Here is a 19,762-nt window from a genome sequence, read left to right on the forward strand (position 1 = left end):
GCGCCGGGGTCAACTCTCGGCGCTGTTGCTTTTTCTCAGTTCACAGGAACCTGGAGAGCCTTTCTTGAGCCAGGAATATACAGAAGATAAAGACGTTACCCTGAAAAGACTGAGCAATGGCCGCCGTATTCTGGAGGCTTTGCTGGTTGTGGTAGCTATTTTTGCTGCGTACTTGATGGCAGCACTGGTGAGTTTTAACCCCTCGGATCCCAGCTGGTCTCAAACCGCCTGGCATGGTCCTATTCATAACTGGGGTGGTGGCGTTGGGGCCTGGATGGCCGATACGCTGTTCTTCATATTTGGCGTATTTGGTTACGCAATTCCCCCTATTATCCTGTGTCTGTGCTGGGCGGCTTTCCGTCAGCGTGATAATCAGGATTTCATCGACTATTTTGCCTGGTCGCTGCGTCTTATCGGGACGCTGGCGCTTATTGTCACGTCTTGTGGTCTGGCGTCGGTCAACATCGATGACCTCTATTACTTCGCCTCCGGCGGGGTGATCGGTAGCTTGCTGAGCACGGCGATGACGCCTTATTTCAATAACGTCGGCGCCACGCTGGTTCTGCTCTGTGTCTGGGCTGCCGGCCTGACGCTGTTTACCGGCTGGTCGTGGCTGACCATCGCAGAGAAGATTGGCGGGGCAGTGCTTGGCGTGACCAACATTGTGACCAACCGTTCCCGACGTGATGATGATTACGACTACGACGAGCATGACGATCCGTTACTGGAAGAGGATGATGCTGAAAAACCGGTTGCGAAAGCGGCACCGGTTGCCGCTGCTGTAACGACAGCCGCAATCGCGTCAACGGCCGACGCTGCGCCATCTGACGTTGATGACGATGATGTACTGCTCTCTGCGCCGTCAGTTCATCAGCCTGCGGCACCTTCCGCTGCGGTTGTCGTTGAATCTGCACCGGTAACGCCTGCGGACGTCGTCGATCCTTACGCGGCAGAACCACCGGTAGCGAACATTGCGCCACCGCCTTCGGCACCGGAAACGGCAGCACCGCCGCTATACAGTTTCGAAATTCCTGAAGAAACGCCGGTACCCCGCCATCCTCAGCCTGTTCAGCAGTCACCTTCACCGGTGCGGGCAGAGCATAATGATGATGACGGCCCGCGTATGGGTAACTGGCAGACAGCGGCAGAACACACTTCGCGTTCACCGTTTGATTTCAGTTCTCCGACGCCTGACAGCGCGCACGCGGCGAGCGTGGCGGCGACCGCTGCGCTGGCAACGGGCCTGGCGCAGGCGGGGCAGTCTGCCGCGTCCTCTGCGGGTAACACCTTCATGCCTGCATTCAGCGCAGTCAGTGATGAAAATCCGCAGATCAAAAAAGGTTTTGGCCCGGAGTTACCGAGGCCGAATCCGGTGCGTATTCCGACACGTCGTGAGCTGGCTTCCTACGGGATTAAGTTGCCTTCTCAGCGCCTGGCTGAACAGCAGGAACAGGAACAAAGCGCATCACAGCAGAACGCCTCTGTGCAACCTGTTTACCTGGATGAACAAGCTCAGGCTGATGAAGAAGCGATGCAGGAAGCCGCATTGCGGCAGGCATTCTCCGATCAGCAGCACCAGCGCTATGGTGAGTCTGTCACACAAGAAGAGCCTGACGATGAAGCCGCCTTGCAGGAAGCAGAATTGCGTAATGCCTTTGCGGCACGCGAGCAGTCACGCTATCAGCAGGACGTTGAGCCGCACAGCGGCGTGGTTGTGCATCATCATTCGCAGAGTCCGCAGGTGGACACACAGACCTCAGCGGCCGATGATTTCGCTGCTGCAGCGATGAAACTCAGTCAGCACGATGCGTTCAGCTTCTCACCGATGGCCGATCTGGTGGACGACACGCCAAGTGAACCGCTGTTTACGTTACCTGCTCAGGCAGAGGAAGAACCGCAGCCTGCAGAATTTGCACAACAAACGTATCAGCGTCCGCAGTCGCCTCAGCCTGTGCAACATGCACAGGAATATGAAGCGCCGCGTCAGGCACCTTCACCGGCTAAACCGGATATGGACAGCCTGATCCATCCGTTCCTGATGCGTCATGAACAACCGCTGGTGAAACCAACGACACCATTACCTTCGCTGGATTTACTGACTTCACCACCGGCTGAAGCTGAGCCTGTGGATGAGTTCGCGCTTGAGCAAATGGGTAATCTGATTGAAGCGCGTCTGAACGATTACCGCATCAAAGCCGACGTGGTCGGTAAACTGCCGGGGCCGGTCATCACGCGTTTCGAGTTGGATCTGGCACCGGGTGTCAAAGCTGCGCGAATTTCAAATCTGTCGCGTGACCTTGCCCGCTCATTGTCCGCCGTTGCGGTTCGCGTAGTGGAAGTTATTCCTGGCAAACCTTATGTGGGCCTTGAATTACCGAACAAAAAGCGTCAGACCGTGTATTTGCGAGAAGTGCTGGACTGCGCGAAGTTCAAAGACAGTCCTTCACCGCTGACTATCGTGCTGGGTAAGGATATTTCAGGCGAGCCTGTAGTGGCCGATCTGGCGAAAATGCCCCACCTGCTGGTAGCCGGTACAACCGGTTCCGGTAAGTCGGTGGGTGTGAACGCCATGATCCTCAGTATGTTGTATAAAGCGACGCCTGAAGAAGTGCGCTTCATCATGATCGACCCGAAAATGCTCGAGTTGTCGGTATACGAAGGTATTCCACATCTGCTGACCGAAGTGGTTACCGACATGAAAGACGCCGCCAATGCGCTGCGCTGGTGTGTCGGTGAAATGGAACGTCGTTATAAGCTGATGTCGGCGCTGGGAGTGCGTAATCTGGCTGGCTATAACGAACGTATTCAGGAAGCGGAAGCCATGGGCCGTCCGATCCCCGATCCGTTCTGGAAGCCGGGCGATGGCATGGCAGCAGAACCACCCTTCCTCGGTAAAGAACCGTTTATCGTCGTGCTGGTGGATGAGTTTGCTGACCTGATGATGACCGTGGGTAAAAAGGTGGAAGAGCTGATTGCACGACTGGCGCAGAAAGCCCGTGCAGCAGGGATCCATCTGGTACTGGCGACGCAGCGTCCGTCTGTTGACGTTATCACTGGCCTGATCAAAGCCAACATCCCGACGCGAATTGCATTTACCGTGTCGAGCAAAATTGACTCCCGTACGATCCTCGATCAGGGCGGTGCAGAATCCCTGTTGGGTATGGGGGATATGCTTTATATGGCGCCAAACTCCTCGATTCCGGTACGTGTTCACGGTGCGTTTGTGCGTGATCAGGAAGTGCATGCTGTCGTGCAAGACTGGAAAGCGCGCGGTCGTCCTAAGTATATCGAAAGTATCCTCTCCGGTGGCGAAGAGGGTGAAGGCGGCGGGCTGGGTCTGGGGGACGACGAAGAGCTGGATGCGTTGTTCGATCAGGCTGTGGCATTCGTCGTTGATAAACGTCGTGCGTCGATTTCCGGTGTACAGCGACAGTTCCGCATCGGCTACAACCGTGCAGCGCGTATCGTTGAACAGATGGAAGCGCAGGGGATTGTCAGCACGCCGGGCCATAATGGCAACCGGGAAGTACTGGCACCACCGTCACACGAGTAAATGACGACTGATTTGCACATTTGATATTAAGCAGGGTCGCGAATGCGGCCCTTGTGCAAAGATGCGTAAAACAATGTTTTTTCAGATGATTGAGCTACCGCTGGCGTTCAGCCTCGGATAGAGTTCGCACCATACGTCTTTTGCCTGTGTGAAAGGCATCGTCTGAAGTTTATGGATTTCTGAGGTAATTATAAAAATGAAAAAATTGTTAATGGTAGGGTGTTTACTGACCGCATTTACCTCCGCTTCCGTTTTAGCGGACGCCAGCAGCGATCTCAAATCACGCCTGGGTAAACTGAATACTTTCCATGCGAGCTTCACTCAGACCGTCACCAGTGATGACGGCGCTGCCGTTCAGCAGGGCGAAGGCCAGCTGTGGGTGAAACGTCCTAATTTGTTCAACTGGCACATGACCACGCCGGATGAAAGCATTCTGGTTTCCGACGGCAAAACCCTGTGGTTCTACAACCCGTTTGTTGAGCAAGTCACGGCGACCTGGCTGAAAAATGCCACCGGTAACACGCCGTTTATGTTGATCACGCGTAACGACAGCAGTGACTGGGCGAAATATAACGTGAAGCAGAAAGGCGATGACTTCGAATTAACGCCGAAAGCCGCCACCGGTAATCTGAAACAGTTCACCATCAACGTTACGCCAGCCGGCACCATCAAGAGCTTCTCTGCGATTGAGCAGGACGGCCAGAAAAGTGCGTATGCCCTTAAAGGCGAGCAAAATGCGTCCGTTGACGATGCTAAATTTAAATTTACGCCACCACAGGGTGTGACGGTGGACGACCAGCGTCAGTGAGGTCCCTTTGAGTAATATGTCACTCGATTTTTCTCATAATGAATTTCAGCCACTGGCCGCAAGAATGCGGCCAGTCACTCTTGCAGAATATATCGGTCAGCAGCATCTTTTAGCGCCGGGCAAACCTTTGCCACGTGCGATTGAAGCAGGGCAGTTGCATTCGATGATTTTGTGGGGGCCACCGGGCACGGGGAAAACGACGCTGGCAGAACTGATTGGCCGCTATGCCAATGCTGATGTTGAGCGCATTTCGGCGGTCACCTCAGGTATCAAAGAAATCCGTGAAGCGATTGAACGCGCCCGTCAAAACCGCGATGCCGGGCGTCGTACCATTCTGTTTGTGGACGAAGTCCATCGCTTCAACAAAAGTCAGCAGGACGCATTTCTGCCGCATATTGAAGATGGCACAATTACATTTATTGGTGCGACCACCGAAAATCCTTCATTCGAACTTAACTCCGCATTGTTGTCCCGCGCCCGTGTTTATCTGCTCAAATCGCTGACGGCTGAAGATATCGAAAAAGTCATCGATCAGGCGCTGACCAATGCAGAGCGCGGCTATGCCAATGAAAAAATCCGAGTCCCGCCAGAAACACGCCGTATGCTGTCCGAGCTGGTCAATGGCGATGCCCGCCGTGCGCTGAACAGCATTGAAATGATGGCAGACATGGCTGAAATCGACGCCAGGGGATATCGCACATTAACGCCGGAACTGCTGACGGAAATTGCCGGTGAACGCAGCGCGCGTTTCGATAATAAAGGTGACCGCTTCTACGATTTAATTTCCGCGCTGCACAAGTCGGTGCGTGGTTCATCCCCTGATGCGGCGCTTTACTGGTATGCCCGGATTATTACCGCCGGTGGCGATCCACTGTATGTCGCACGCCGTTTGCTGGCGATTGCGTCAGAAGATGTGGGCAATGCCGATCCGCGCGGTATGCAGGTGGCGATAGCCGCGTGGGACTGTTTCACCCGCGTCGGACCGGCAGAGGGTGAGCGTGCAATTGCTCAGGCCATCGTTTATCTGGCCTGCGCGCCGAAAAGTAATGCGGTGTATAGCGCATTTAAAGCGGCGATGCGCGATGCGCGCGAGAAATCCGATTTCGATGTGCCGGAACATTTACGCAATGCGCCGACCAAACTCATGAAAGAAATGGGGCTGGGTGCCGAATATCGCTATGCGCACGATGAGCCGAATGCTTACGCTGCCGGAGAAGATTATTTCCCACCGGAAATGGCCCGTACGCAGTATTATTATCCCACCGCGCGTGGCCTTGAAGGGAAGATCGGCGAAAAGCTGGCATGGCTTGCTGAACAAGATCAAAATAGCCCGACAAAACGCTACCGCTAACTTTATCGTTGCGGTAAGGTTACCTTGATAACTCTTTGACACGCTGCCTTTTAAAGCCGCGTGCATCATCAAATTAACATTCAATAACGACACGTACAGGATTAGCATGCTCGATCCCAATCTGCTGCGTAATGAGCTAGACGCAGTTGCAGAAAAACTCGCTCGCAGAGGTTTTAAACTCGATGTGGAAAAGCTGCGTTCTCAGGAAGAGCGCCGCAAAGTCTTGCAGGTAGAAACGGAAACTCTCCAGGCTGAACGTAACGCACGATCGAAAACTATCGGTCAGGCTAAAGCCCGTGGCGAAGACATCGAACCCCTGCGTCAGGAAGTGACTACGCTGGGTGAGAAGCTGGATGCTGCGAAAGCTGAACTGGACGCATTGCAAAATGAAATCCGGGATATAGCTTCCGCCATTCCTAACCTGCCAGATGATTCCGTACCTGCCGGTAAAGACGAAAACGACAATCTTGAAGTGAGCCGTTGGGGAACTCCACGTCAGTATGATTTTGCCGTACGCGATCATGTGTCGCTGGGTGAAATGGCTGGCGGTCTGGATTTCGCTGCTGCTGTAAAACTGACGGGCTCTCGTTTTGTGGTGATGAAAGGGCAAATCGCCCGCATGCACCGCGCGCTTTCCCAGTTCATGTTGGATCTTCATACCGAACAGCATGGTTATCTGGAAGCGTACGTTCCTTACCTGGTTAACCATGAGACGCTCTACGGTACAGGTCAGTTACCGAAGTTTGGTGAAGATTTGTTCCACACCAAGCCTCTGGATGAAGAAGCGGGCAGCAGTAACTATGCACTGATCCCAACTGCTGAAGTACCGCTGACCAATCTGGTGCGTGACGAAATTCTTGAAGAAGAATCGCTGCCACTGAAGATGACTGCACATACGCCATGCTTCCGTTCCGAAGCCGGTTCTTACGGTCGTGATACCCGTGGCCTGATCCGTATGCACCAGTTCGATAAAGTCGAGATGGTACAGATTGTTCGCCCTGAAGATTCCATGCAGGCGCTGGAAGAACTGACCGGCCATGCAGAGAAAGTGCTTCAGTTGCTGAATCTTCCGTATCGCAAAATGCTGCTCTGTACGGGTGATATGGGCTTCGGTTCAAGCAAAACCTACGATCTGGAAGTGTGGTTGCCGGCGCAGGATACGTACCGTGAAATCTCTTCCTGCTCAAACATGTGGGATTTCCAGGCACGTCGTATGCAGGCGCGTTGCCGCAGCAAAACTGAGAAGAAACCGCGTCTGGTTCATACCCTGAACGGTTCTGGTCTGGCTGTTGGCCGTACTCTGGTTGCTGTGCTGGAAAACTATCAGCAGGCAGACGGCCGTATCGAAGTGCCTGAAGTGCTGCGTCCTTACATGGGCGGTTTAGAATATATCGGCTAATCCCGTTATATATTCTAAAATATAGCGATAAAGCGCCTCCGGGCGCTTTTTTTATGGGTAAAATCGTGCGCTGATCGATAATTCTCCTGTTGCCTTCCAGACAATCCCTTCTTTTTTGATAGCAAACAAAGTTTCATACCCCATCGTGAGTAATATCCATGCATTCTGAGTGGGTAAGTGAATACTCCCAATCCTGCGCATATCTGCCCGCTCAACTCTTCGTCAATGTCTGATGACGCCGGTGAACACTGGTACGGATGGCGGAGTCACTTACCGGAGCGGAAATATGTCGGAAATCAAACCAGAAATCGCTGCTGAACAAAGCGGACTCAGCCGCCGGACGTTGATGAAAACCTCGACGCTGGCTGGTCTGGCTATCGCTGCGGGCGGCGTTTCGCTGCCCTTTGGCCGTACGGCGCTGGCCGCTGCCATAGGTGAAACAAAGCAATCAGAGCCTGAAGATAAAGTGGTCTGGGGCGCGTGTTCGGTAAACTGTGGCAGCCGCTGCGCATTACGTATGCACGTGCGTGATGATGAAGTGTATTGGGTCGAAACCGACAACACCGGCGACGATGTCTATGGTAATCACCAGGTCCGCGCCTGCTTGCGTGGGCGTTCAATGCGACGCCGCATGAATCACCCAGAACGGCTGAATTATCCGATGAAACGCGTGGGCAAGCGCGGCGAAGGAAAATTCAAACCTATTAGTTGGAAACAGGCCTTCGACGAAATTGCCAACAATCTCAAGCGAATCGTCGCGAAATACGGCAACGAAGCGGTGTATATCAACTACACCTCGGGCGTGGTCGGCGGCAATATCACCCGTTCTTCACCTTACGCCTCTCTGGTCGCTCGCCTGATGAACTGCTACGGCGGTTTCCTTAGTCATTATGGCACCTACAGTACCGCGCAGATTGCCTGCGCTATGCCCTATACCTACGGCAGCAACGATGGCAACAGCACGTCTGATATCGAAAACAGCAAGCTGGTGGTGCTCTTTGGTAACAATCCGGCCGAAACACGGATGAGCGGCGGCGGCATTACTTACTATCTCGAACAGGCCCGGGAGCGCTCCAATGCACGAATGATCGTCATCGATCCCCGCTATACGGATACGGCAGCGGGTCGCGAAGATGAGTGGATCCCTATTCGTCCCGGTACTGATGCCGCGCTGGTCGCAGGTCTGGCGCATGTATTGATTTCCGAAAACATGGTCGATCAGGCGTTTCTTGATACGCACTGTGTAGGCTACGACGAAAAAACGTTACCAGCGGATGCGCCAGCCAACGGTCATTACAAAGCCTATATTCTCGGGCTGGGCGCGGATGCAACAGCGAAGACGCCGGGGTGGGCTTCACGCATCACCGGTATTCCGGCAGACCGAATCGTCAAACTGGCGCGTGAAATAGGGCAGACCAAACCGGCTTACATTTCACAAGGCTGGGGGCCGCAGCGTCAGGCCAACGGCGAACTGACCTCCCGCGCCATCGCTATGCTGCCGATTTTAACCGGCAATGTTGGCATTAACGGCGGTAACAGTGGCGCACGTGAATCGACCTACACCATCACCATCGAACGTATGCCGGTGCTGGAGAATCCGGTAGAAACCCAGATTTCCTGTTTCAGCTGGACTGATGCCATCGCGCGTGGCCCGGAAATGACCGCAAAAGCCGACGGCGTGCGCGGTAAAGACAAGCTGGATGTTCCCATCAAATTCATCTGGAACTATGCCGGTAACACCATTACCAACCAGCATTCTGACATCAATAAAACCCACGATATTTTGCAGGACGATACACAGTGCGAAATGATCGTCGTGCTCGAAAACTTCATGACCTCGTCGGCTAAATACGCCGACATTCTGTTACCTGACCTGATGACGGTTGAACAGGAAGACATCATCCCAAATGATTACGCCGGGAACATGGGTTACCTGATTTTTATCCAACCTGCGACATCGGCAAAGTTTGCGCGCAAAGGCATCTACGAGATGATGAGCGAAGTGGCGCGTCGTCTCGGGCCTGAGGTTTACGACAAGTTCACCGAAGGCCGAACTCAGCGCGAGTGGCTGCAATACCTGTACGCCAAAATGCTGGTAAAAGATCCGACTCTGCCTGGCTATGAAGAACTGCGCGAGATGGGTATTTATAAGCGTAATGACCCCGCAGGGCATTTCGTAGCGTACAAAAAATTCAGACAGGATCCGCTGGCCAATCCGCTGAAAACCCCGTCAGGAAAAATCGAAATCTACTCTTCTGCACTGGCGAAAATTGCCAGCGAATGGGAACTTCAAAAAGACGAAACTATCAGTCCGTTGCCGGTCTACGCCTCCACCTTTGAAGGCTGGGATGATCCCAAACGCAGCCAGTTTCCGTTACAGATGTTTGGCTTTCACTATAAAGCCCGTACCCACTCCACCTACGGCAATATCGACGTGTTGCAGGCAGCCTGTCGTCAGGAAGTCTGGATTAACCCGCTGGACGCCAAAACCCGTGGCATCCGAAACGGCGACAAAGTGAAAGTCTTTAACGATCGCGGAGAAGTCCGCGTGGCGGCCAAGGTCACCCCGCGCATTATCCCCGGGGTGGTGGCAATGGGGCAGGGTGCATGGCATCAGGCCAATATGAGCGGCGATCGTGTTGATCACGGCGCCTGCATGAACACGCTGACGACCCAACGCCCGTCCCCGCTGGCGAAAGGCAATCCTCAGCATACGAATTTGATTCAGATAGAAAAAGTTTAAAGAAGCCACGGACCAAGAGCCTGGCTCAATGACACGGTTGTTAATTTTTCGCCCCCCTGAGCGGGGGCGTGAGCGGAGTAAGTCATGTCGGATTCAAAAAACAGTCAACCAGATCAGGGCGGGATCTCCCGCCGCAGTCTGGTAAAAGGAACCACGCTCGCCGGAATGGCAGCGGCGGTCGGCGGAATATCGCTGCCGTTCAAATCATTACGTGCAGAAAATATCCCTGCGGCCGCAAAAGCGGTGGACGAGAAAATTGTCTGGAGCGCTTGTACGGTTAACTGCGGTAGCCGTTGCCCGCTGCGCATGCACGTGGTGGATGGCGAAATTCGTTACGTCGAAACAGACAATACCGGCGACGATAACTATAACGCGCTGCATCAGGTTCGCGCCTGTCTGCGCGGGCGTTCCATGCGCCGTCGCGTGTATAACCCTGACCGTCTGAAATACCCGATGAAGCGCGTCGGTAAGCGCGGAGAGGGAAAATTCAAACAAATCAGCTGGGATGAAGCCTTCAATACGCTGGCGGGTAGCCTGAAAGATATCATTCAGCGCTTCGGTAACGAGGCAATTTACCTGAATTACGGCACTGGCACATTGGGCGGCACCATGACCCGTTCGTGGCCACCGGGCAAAACGCTGATCGCACGTCTGATGAACTGTTGTGGCGGTTATCTGAATCATTACGGTGATTACAGCTCAGCACAGATTGCAGCTGGCCTGAATTACACCTACGGCGGCTGGGCCGACGGCAACAGCCCGTCGGACATCGAAAACAGCAAACTGGTGGTGTTGTTCGGTAATAATCCGGGCGAAACCCGCATGAGCGGCGGCGGTGTAACCTACTATCTTGAGCAAGCGCGTCAGCGTTCAAACGCGCGCATGATCATTGTTGATCCGCGTTATACCGATACTGGCGCGGGTCGTGAAGACGAGTGGGTACCGATCCGTCCGGGTACTGATGGCGCGCTGGCGGCAGCGCTTGCCCACGTCATGATCACCGAAAATCTGGTCGATCAGCCGTTCCTCGATAAATATTGCGTCGGCTATGACCAGAAAACCTTACCCGCCGGTGTGCCGGAGAATGCCCATTATAAAGCTTACATTCTGGGGGGCGGCCCGGATGGCATCGCTAAAACGCCAGCGTGGGCGGCAAAAATTACCGGTATTTCGGCGGATAAAATTGTCAGGCTGGGGCGTGAAATCGGTCAGGCAAAACCGGCGTTTATCACCCAGGGCTGGGGACCGCAACGTCACTCAAACGGTGAAGTGGCGACCCGCGCTATCGCGATGCTGGCGATCCTGACCGGCAACGTCGGTGTGAACGGCGGTAACTCCGGCGCACGCGAAGGATCGTACGAAATCCCGTTTGTCCGTATGCCGACTTTTGATAATCCGGTGCAGACCAGCATCTCCATGTTCATGTGGACCGATGCAATCGTGCGTGGCCCTGAAATGACCGCCACCAAAGACGGTGTACGCGGAAAGGAAAAGCTGGATGTTCCAATCAAATTTATCTGGAACTACGCCGGTAACTGTCTGATCAATCAGCATTCTGATATCAATCGTACGCATGACATTTTACAGGATGATAAACAGTGCGAAATGATTGTGGTGATTGATAACCACATGACGTCCTCGGCGAAATATGCGGACCTTATTCTGCCGGATTGTACGGCGTCTGAGCAGATGGATTTCTGTCTGGATGCGTCCTGCGGCAACATGGATTACATCATTTTTGCCGATCAGGTCATCAAGCCGCGCTTCGAATGCAAAAATATTTACGAGATGATGTCCGAGTTATCACGTCGAATGGACGTTGAAGAGAAATTTACCGAAGGCCGTACGCAGGAGGAATGGCTGCGTCACCTGTATCAGCAATCCCGCGAAGCCCTGCCAGAATTGCCAGACTTCGACACCTTCCGCAAACAGGGCATGTTCAAGAAACGCGACCCTGAGCAGCATCATGTGGCTTACAAGACCTTCCGTGAAGATCCGGTAGCCAATCCGCTGACCACGCCTTCAGGCAAAATCGAAATCTATTCCGCTGAACTGGCAAAGATAGCCTCAGAGTGGGAACTCGCTAAAGAGGACGTGATCGATCCATTGCCGGTGTACGCCGCGGGCTTTGAGAACTACGACGATCCGCTGGCCAGCAAATATCCGCTGCAATTGACCGGTTTCCACTACAAAGCCCGCGTTCACTCAACGTACGGCAACGTGGATGTGCTCAAGGCGTCCTGCCGGCAGGAAATGTGGATCAACCCGCTTGATGCCGCCCAGCGCGGTATCAAAAATGGCGACATGATCCGTATTTTTAACGATCGCGGTGAAGTGCATATCGCGGCGAAAGTCACGCCGCGCATGATGCCTGGCGTTGTCGCGCTGGGCGAAGGTGCCTGGTATTCACCCGACAGCAAGAAAATCGACCGTGCGGGTAGCATCAACGTACTGACGTCTCAAAGACCTTCACCGCTGGCGAAAGGTAACCCCTCTCACACCAACCTTGTGCAAGTGGCTAAGGTTTAAAGGAATAAAACATGACTACTCAATATGGTTTTTATATTGATTCAAGCCGCTGCACTGGATGCAAAACGTGTGAGCTGGCCTGTAAAGATTTTAAGAATTTAACCCCGGATGTCAGCTTCCGCCGCATTTATGAATATGCCGGTGGCGACTGGCAAAAAGACGGTGACGGCTGGAATCAGAACGTGTTCGCCTATTATCTGTCGATTTCATGCAACCACTGCGCCGATCCGGCCTGTACCAAAGTCTGCCCGAGCGGTGCTATGCATAAACGCGAAGACGGATTTGTCGTCGTCAACGAAGACGTGTGTATCGGTTGTCGTTACTGCCATATGGCCTGTCCGTACGGCGCGCCACAGTACAACGAAGCGAAAGGCCATATGACCAAGTGCGACGGCTGCTATGAGCGCGTTGCCGAGGGTAAAAAACCTATCTGTGTCGAATCCTGCCCGCTGCGTGCGCTGGATATGGCACCTATCGAAGAGTTGCGTGCGAAATACGGTGATCTGGCGGAGGTAGCACCGCTGCCAGCCGCGCATTTCACTCACCCAAATATCGTCATCAAACCCAATGCGAATTGCCGTCCTGTAGGCGATACCACGGGTTATCTGGCTAACCCGAAGGAGGTTTGAGATGGGAAACGGATGGCATGAATGGCCTTTAATGGTCTTTACCGTATTGGGGCAGTGCGTTGTGGGGGCCTTTATCGTGCTGGCCATTGCGCTGCTGACTCACCGTTCCGTGGAAGAACATCGTCGCATTCACCTCTCGATGTTCTTTCTGTGGGTGCTGATGGCGGTGGCGTTTATCGCCTCTGTTCTGCACCTTGGCTCGCCGCTGCGTGCTTTCAATTCGCTTAACCGTCTCGGTGCATCGCCGCTGAGTAATGAAATCGGCAGCGGTTCACTGTTCTTCGCACTGGGCGGCATTTACTGGCTGCTGGCGATGATCAACAAAATGCCGCGTGCGCTGGGCAAAATCTGGCTGGTGATCACCATGCTGGCGGGTGTCGGTTTTGTTTACGCGATGTGTCGTGTGTATGAAATCAATACTGTGCCTACATGGGATAACGTCTATACCGCGCTCCACTTCGGGCTGACGGTGCTTATCGGCGGACCTGTGCTGGGCTATCTGCTGCTCCGCGGTGCCAACATTAATGGCTGCGGTTTGCGTCTGCTACCGGCGATCAGCCTTATTGCATTGATAGTGAGCATGGCGTTGGTCGTGATGCAAAGCGCTGGTCTGGCGGGCATCAACAGCTCTGTTCAGGCGGCTTCTGCACTCATCCCCCAATATGGCGCATTATCTGCGTGGAGGCTGGTGCTGATTGTTCTGGGCCTGGGCTGTTGGTTCTGCCCGCTTATCCTGCGCAAACGCCCGGCGTTAGCCTCTATGATTCTGGCCTTTGTGCTGGTCTTCGCCGGTGAGCTGATTGGGCGTGCGATTTTCTACGGGCTGCATATGACCGTGGGTATGGCCGTCAGCGGTTAATGACCGGCCAGTAATGAGTATCAGGAAACGCGTTGCCGCAGGTGGCGCGTTCCTGCAACAATGAGTGAATTATGTCAGCAGAATCTATTAGTTTAACCGGAAAGATTTTAGGCGCGATGCTGTTCTATCCACCAGGATCGCAAGAGGTTGAGCCTCTTGTCGCCTTACTGAAAAGTAGTGACTGGGCATCGCTGTGGCCCTGCGCTACGGAAGAAGCAAAAACACAGGCCGCGATAATGTTTAGTCAGATTGAAAGCGCAGAGGAAAGTATCGATGATGCCTATCAGCGCCTGTTTATAGGGCCGTATGCCTTACCGGCTCCACCGTGGGGTTCAGTTTATCTGGATAAAGAATCGGTGGTGTTTGGTGATTCCACGTTGGCATTACGTCGGTGGATGCGCGAAAACCATATCGAGCCGCAGCTGACGCAGGCAGAACCTGAAGACCATATCGGCCTGATGCTGATGATGTGTGCATGGCTGGCAGAGAATTCACCGTCATTGCTGAACGTATTTCTGACAGTGCATTTACTGCCGTGGGCTACGCGCTATCTCGAATTATTGCGTCAGAAAGCTGAGCATCCCTTGTATGCGGGTGTGGCAATTCTCGCTGAATCGACTTTGGCTGGCTGACAACAGGCGCTGGTGGTGGAAACACCTGTAGCTGAGCTTTATTTCTAATGAATAATTCACCAGGCGGGATGAGCAACCGTAACGTCAGTCGTCGCGGATTGTTTCGTGGCCTGCTGGCGTCAGGAAAGCAGGCAATTGGACCGGCTGCGGCGCCTGCAACTCCACCGTTGCAGCGCCCATTACCCCGTCCGCCGCAGGCCGTGGCTGAGCCTCAGTTCATGCTGCTCTGTAGTGGCTGCGGAAAATGTACTGAAGCCTGCCCTGTAGGGATCCTACGTATTGAGCAAGATAAAGTCGCCCTGAGTATCGAACACGCGGAATGCGATTTTTGTGGTGCCTGTACGCGAGCTTGTGAAAGCGGGGCACTGGATCTTTGCGTATCAAGTGATACAGGATTACGACCTATTATCCTGCCGCAGTGTCTGGGACGTTTGGATGACCTGTGCCGGATGTGCGAAATTGGGTGTCCGCGCACGGCAATATTTTTTAATCAACAGAATCAGCCCACTGTTGATCCGCAAAAATGCGACGGCTGCGGAAAATGTAAACTCGTTTGTTATCATGGCGATATTAGCTTGTCATTCAAGCCTTATGATTCCTAGTCGCACCGCTTGATTAACGATTTCAATCATCGCCATCCAGTTTGTGCTCACGCCTCTTTTTGCCAGATTGACTTTTATTACGCCGGTGGCATGATGCGCGCAATTTCTTCCTCTTTGTGGTCATCAACGCCCTATGTCCGCCTATTCCCGTCCCGTTTTTCTGCTGCTGTGCGGACTCCTTCTGCTGACGATTTCTATCGCCGTGTTAAACACGCTGGTTCCTTTATGGCTCAGCCATGAGCAGTTGCCGACCTGGCAGGTGGGCCTTGTCAGTTCATCTTATTTCACCGGTAATTTACTGGGGACGCTGATTGCTGGCGGCCTGATAAAACGGTTCGGTTTTAATCGCAGCTACTATTTCTCGTGCTTTCTGTTTGCGGTTGCGACAGCAGGTCTGGCGCTTTCCATGAGTTTCTGGAGCTGGATCGGGGCGCGTTTTGTAGCTGGTATTGGCTGTGCGCTCATTTGGGTGGTCGTGGAAAGCGCGCTGATGCGCAGCGGAACCGTGAAAAATCGTGGGCAGCTACTGGCGGCGTACATGATCATGTATTACATCGGCACGGTCGTCGGGCAGTTGTTGGTCGGTACAGTCCCAACGTCGTTATTCAGTGTATTGCCGTGGGTTACGTCGCTTATCGTGATCGCCATGCTGCCATTGCTGTTTGCTCATCTCGAAAATCAGGACAGCGAGGAGCCGCGTCATTCGGTTCTGCCAATGTTTCGCCGCCGTAACGCGCGCCTTGGGATCAACGGCTGTATTATTTCCGGCATTGTGCTGGGCTCGCTGTATGGCCTGATGCCTTTGTTCCTGGCGCATCAGGGTATGAGCGATGCGGATGTTGGCTACTGGATGGCATTGCTGGTCAGTGCAGGGATTATCGGGCAATGGCCGGTCGGGCGTCTGGCAGACCGCTATGGACGCCTTATGGTGTTACGCATTCAGATTTTTTGCGTGATCCTCGGCAGTATCGCTATGCTCAGTGGTTATGCGATGGCACCGACGTTATTCATTCTTGGGTGCGCCGGTTTCACCCTGTACCCTGTCGCGATGTCATGGGCCTGTGAAAAGGTCAGTTCAGAAGAGCTGGTTGCCATGAATCAGGCGCTGCTGATGAGCTATACACTCGGCAGCCTAGCCGGGCCAACCATGACTGCAATGCTCATGCAGAGCTATTCTGACCGCCTCCTGTTTGTGATGATTGCCGTCGTTTCCCTGGTGTATCTGGTGATGCTGATGCGTAAAGCCGACAAGAGTCACAACCCGGTGGCAGCTGCATAATCTTAAAGTTCTGAGCCGCTCCCAATAAAAAAGACGCCGTAAAGGGCGTCTTTTTTGCATTGGATTAGGCATCAGTAAATAACTTTATGCCCGTAGCTGGCAAGAATGTTTTTTACTCTGTCCATAATTTCTGTGGTGGGCGGGTTCACTCCGTCCAGACCATACTTCTCACCCATCGCCGTCCATTTATGCTTACCCAGTTCGTGATAAGGCAGCAGTTCAATTTTCTCGATGTTAGTCATGTCTTTGGTGAATTCACCGAGTTTATGTGCGGACTCATCATCGTCAGACCAGCCCGGCACCACGACGTAACGGATCCACGTGCGCTGATTACGTTTCGCCAGATAACGGGCAAAATCCAGCGTTCGGTGGTTCGAGACACCGACAAGATTCTGGTGAATGTCATCGTTCATCTGTTTCAGGTCGAGCATCACCAGATCGGAAGCATCCAGTAATTCATCAATCACCGGGTCGTAACGGCGGACAAAACCGTTGGTATCCAGGCAAGTATTGATTCCTTCTTTCTGGCAGGCACGGAACCAGTCACGCACGAACTCAGCCTGAAGAATGGCTTCCCCGCCCGACGCGGTGACACCGCCGCCGGATGCATTCATAAAGTGGCGATAGGTCACCACTTCTTTCATTAAATCTTCGACATTGATTTCTTTGCCGCCGTGGGTGTCCCAGGTATCGCGGTTATGGCAATACATGCAACGCATCAGGCAACCCTGGAAGAAAACAATGAAGCGGATACCTGGGCCGTCTACGGTGCCACAGGACTCATATGAGTGGATTCGACCTTGAACTGACATTGCGGGTTATTCTCCATATTGACCAATGAATAGCAGTCTAAAAGTGCGGATGCTGGCCTGGCAGAGATAAACTGGGTTCTATCTGTTTATGATACCAGACAATCAATAAGGTTGATTGCCAGCGATTGCCGGAACTGCTTTGCCAGAGGTCCACAATCATAGCGCTCTGGCAAAACAGACTGTCGGGCAGACAGTAAAGGATAGGGCAGATGAAACAAAGGCTCCACAGTGTGGAGCCTTTTTATCAACTAAACCAGAGCGTTAGTTATTACAGGGACTTGGTGAAAGTACGGGTAATAACGTCTTGTTGCTGTTCTTTGGTCAGTGAGTTGAAACGTACAGCGTAACCAGAAACACGGATGGTCAGCTGAGGATAGTTCTCAGGGTGTTCCATCGCGTCTAACAGCATTTCACGGTTCATTACGTTCACGTTCAAGTGTTGGCCACCTTCGATGGACGCTTCATGGTGGAAGTAACCATCCATCAGACCCGCGAGGTTCGCTTTACGAACATCATCGTCTTTACCCAGCGCATTTGGAACGATGGAGAAGGTATAAGAAATACCATCTTTCGCGTAAGCAAACGGCAGTTTAGCAACGGAGGTCAGAGAGGCTACAGCACCTTTCTGATCACGACCGTGCATTGGGTTAGCGCCTGGACCGAATGGCGCACCAGCACGACGACCGTCTGGGGTGTTACCAGTTTTCTTACCATAAACCACGTTAGAGGTGATGGTCAGAACAGACTGAGTTGCTACAGCGCCACGGTAGGTACGCAGTTTCTGAATTTTCTTCATGAAACGTTCTACCAGGTCACAAGCGATGTCATCTACGCGAGAATCGTTGTTACCGAACTGTGGATATTCGCCTTCAATTTTGAAGTCGATAGCCAGGCCGTCTTCGTCACGGATGGTGCTAACTTTGGCGTATTTGATAGCAGACAGGGAGTCAGCAGCAACGGACAGACCTGCGATGCCGCACGCCATAGTGCGATAAACATCACGGTCATGCAGGGCCATCAATGCAGCTTCGTAGCTGTATTTGTCATGCATGTAGTGAATGATGTTCAGGGCCGTCACGTACTGTTTAGCCAACCAGTCCATGAAGTGATCCATGCGATCCATGACTTTGTCATAGTCAAGCACGGTATCCATCATTGGCGCTTCTTTCGGGCCAACCTGGATTTTCATTTTTTCATCAACGCCGCCGTTGATTGCATACAACATGGTTTTCGCCAGGTTTGCACGTGCGCCGAAGAACTGCATTTGTTTACCCACAACCATCGGGCTCACGCAACAAGCGATAGCATAGTCATCGTTGTTGAAGTCAGGACGCATCAGGTCATCGTTCTCATACTGTACAGATGAGGTATCGATAGACACTTTCGCAGCGTACTTTTTAAAGTTCATTGGCAGCTTTTCAGACCACAAGATGGTCATGTTCGGCTCTGGTGAAGGCCCCATGGTGTACAGGGTATTCAGGAAGCGGAAGCTGTTTTTAGTGACCAGTGTACGACCATCAACACCCATACCTGCCAGGGATTCAGTCGCCCAGATTGGGTCACCAGAGAACAATTCATCATACTCAGGCGTACGCAGGAAACGTACCATACGCAGTTTCATGACCAGATGGTCGATCAGTTCCTGAGCTTGTTCTTCGTTCAGTTTGCCCGCTTTGATATCACGATCGATGTACACGTCAAGGAAGGTAGATACACGGCCGAAGGACATTGCAGCGCCGTTCTGAGATTTCACCGCAGCCAGATAGCCAAAGTAAGTCCACTGAACTGCTTCTTGTGCGTTAGTCGCAGGACCAGAAATGTCGTAGCCGTATTTCGCAGCCATTTCTTTAATTTGACCCAGAGCACGGTGTTGTTCTGAGATTTCTTCGCGCAGCTGGATGGTCATTTCCAGATTCACGCCGTTTTCCAGATCGTCTTGCAGAGACTGGAACTGTGCGAATTTGTCAGCCATCAGGAAGTCGATACCGTACAGCGCAACGCGACGGTAGTCACCAATGATACGGCCACGGCCATACGCATCTGGCAGACCAGTCAGAACACCGGATTTACGGCAGTTCAGAATGTCTTTAGTGTAAACGTCGAACACACCCTGGTTATGGGTTTTGCGGTAATCGGTGAAGATTTTTTTCAGCGCTGGATCCAGTTCACGGCCATAAACTTTACATGAACCTTCTACCATTTTGATGCCGCCGAATGGGATCAGGGCACGTTTCAATGGAGCATCAGTTTGCAGACCAACGATGGTTTCCAGAGATTTGTTGATGTAGCCAGCGTCATGAGAAGTAATGGTAGCCGCAACGTCAGTATCGAAGTCAACAGGAGCTTTGGTGCTGTTCTCCAGTTTGATACCTTCCATTACTTTATCCCACAGGGTGGTTGTCGCTTGTGTCGCGCCAGCCAGGAAGGACTCATCACCTTCATACGGGGTGTAGTTCTTCTGAATGAAGTCACGGACGTTAACGCCATTCTGCCATTCACCCGCACTAAAACCTTGCCATGCGTTGGTCAATTTTTCATTGAGCTTGGACATTTTGCACCTACCTTC

13 protein-coding genes are annotated in these 19,762 nt (G+C 52.9%); 11 read left to right on the forward strand and 2 right to left on the reverse strand.

The window, feature by feature from the left end; translation table 11 throughout:
• Nucleotides 1-64: 64 nt before the first annotated feature.
• The 11 genes from ACMHLI_RS04420 (at nt 65) to ACMHLI_RS04470 (ending at nt 16,384) form a co-directional block, all read left to right on the forward strand.
• Nucleotides 65-3,553 carry a DNA translocase FtsK 4TM domain-containing protein gene (locus tag ACMHLI_RS04420; RefSeq protein WP_413528418.1) on the forward strand — a complete coding sequence of 1,163 codons (3,489 nt, stop codon included), beginning with the start codon at nt 65-67 and terminating at the stop codon, nt 3,551-3,553.
• Nucleotides 3,554-3,749: 196 nt separating this feature from the next.
• Nucleotides 3,750-4,361 (forward strand): outer membrane lipoprotein chaperone LolA, encoded by a 612-nt coding sequence (lolA, locus tag ACMHLI_RS04425; protein WP_112166387.1) that lies wholly within the window; start codon nt 3,750-3,752, stop codon nt 4,359-4,361.
• Between the two features lie 7 nt (nt 4,362-4,368).
• Entirely contained in the window at nt 4,369-5,712 is a 1,344-nt protein-coding gene (locus tag ACMHLI_RS04430) for a replication-associated recombination protein A (protein WP_413528419.1), read from the forward strand.
• A gap of 106 nt (nt 5,713-5,818) precedes the next feature.
• Nucleotides 5,819-7,111 (forward strand): serine--tRNA ligase, encoded by a 1,293-nt coding sequence (gene serS / locus ACMHLI_RS04435; RefSeq protein WP_413528420.1) that lies wholly within the window; start codon nt 5,819-5,821, stop codon nt 7,109-7,111.
• A 286-nt stretch (nt 7,112-7,397) separates the two neighbouring features.
• Complete coding sequence (ynfE, locus tag ACMHLI_RS04440; protein ID WP_413528421.1) at nt 7,398-9,854, forward strand: selenate/tellurate reductase subunit YnfE; 2,457 nt, start codon at nt 7,398-7,400, stop codon at nt 9,852-9,854.
• 84 nt (nt 9,855-9,938) lie between these two features.
• Entirely contained in the window at nt 9,939-12,383 is a 2,445-nt protein-coding gene (dmsA, locus tag ACMHLI_RS04445; RefSeq protein ID WP_413528422.1) for a dimethylsulfoxide reductase subunit A, read from the forward strand.
• 11 nt (nt 12,384-12,394) lie between these two features.
• Nucleotides 12,395-13,012: a DMSO/selenate family reductase complex B subunit gene (locus ACMHLI_RS04450; protein ID WP_413528423.1), complete on the forward strand. Its 618-nt coding sequence runs from the start codon at nt 12,395-12,397 to the stop codon at nt 13,010-13,012.
• 1 nt (nt 13,013) lies between these two features.
• A complete protein-coding gene (locus ACMHLI_RS04455; RefSeq protein WP_413528424.1) occupies nt 13,014-13,871 on the forward strand; it encodes a dimethyl sulfoxide reductase anchor subunit family protein in 858 nt (285 codons plus the stop codon).
• 71 nt (nt 13,872-13,942) lie between these two features.
• Complete coding sequence (gene dmsD, locus ACMHLI_RS04460; protein WP_413528425.1) at nt 13,943-14,503, forward strand: Tat proofreading chaperone DmsD; 561 nt, start codon at nt 13,943-13,945, stop codon at nt 14,501-14,503.
• Nucleotides 14,504-14,550: 47 nt separating this feature from the next.
• Nucleotides 14,551-15,105: a 4Fe-4S binding protein gene (locus ACMHLI_RS04465; protein ID WP_413528426.1), complete on the forward strand. Its 555-nt coding sequence runs from the start codon at nt 14,551-14,553 to the stop codon at nt 15,103-15,105.
• A gap of 133 nt (nt 15,106-15,238) precedes the next feature.
• Nucleotides 15,239-16,384 carry an MFS transporter gene (locus ACMHLI_RS04470; RefSeq protein WP_413528427.1) on the forward strand — a complete coding sequence of 382 codons (1,146 nt, stop codon included), beginning with the start codon at nt 15,239-15,241 and terminating at the stop codon, nt 16,382-16,384.
• Nucleotides 16,385-16,455: 71 nt separating this feature from the next.
• Here ACMHLI_RS04470 and pflA read toward each other — a convergent pair whose 3' ends face one another.
• Together pflA and pflB are read right to left on the reverse strand one after the other, a co-directional pair.
• The gene (gene pflA, locus ACMHLI_RS04475; protein WP_112166367.1) at nt 16,456-17,196 is read right to left on the reverse strand and encodes a pyruvate formate lyase 1-activating protein; all 741 of its coding nucleotides are present in this window, start codon (nt 17,194-17,196) and stop codon (nt 16,456-16,458) included.
• A 268-nt stretch (nt 17,197-17,464) separates the two neighbouring features.
• Entirely contained in the window at nt 17,465-19,747 is a 2,283-nt protein-coding gene (gene pflB / locus ACMHLI_RS04480; protein WP_413528428.1) for a formate C-acetyltransferase, read from the reverse strand.
• Nucleotides 19,748-19,762 lie beyond the last annotated feature (15 nt).

Origin of the sequence: Rahnella inusitata (assembly GCF_965118895.1) — a bacterium.
Classification (GTDB): Bacteria; Pseudomonadota; Gammaproteobacteria; order Enterobacterales; family Enterobacteriaceae; genus Rahnella; species Rahnella inusitata_A.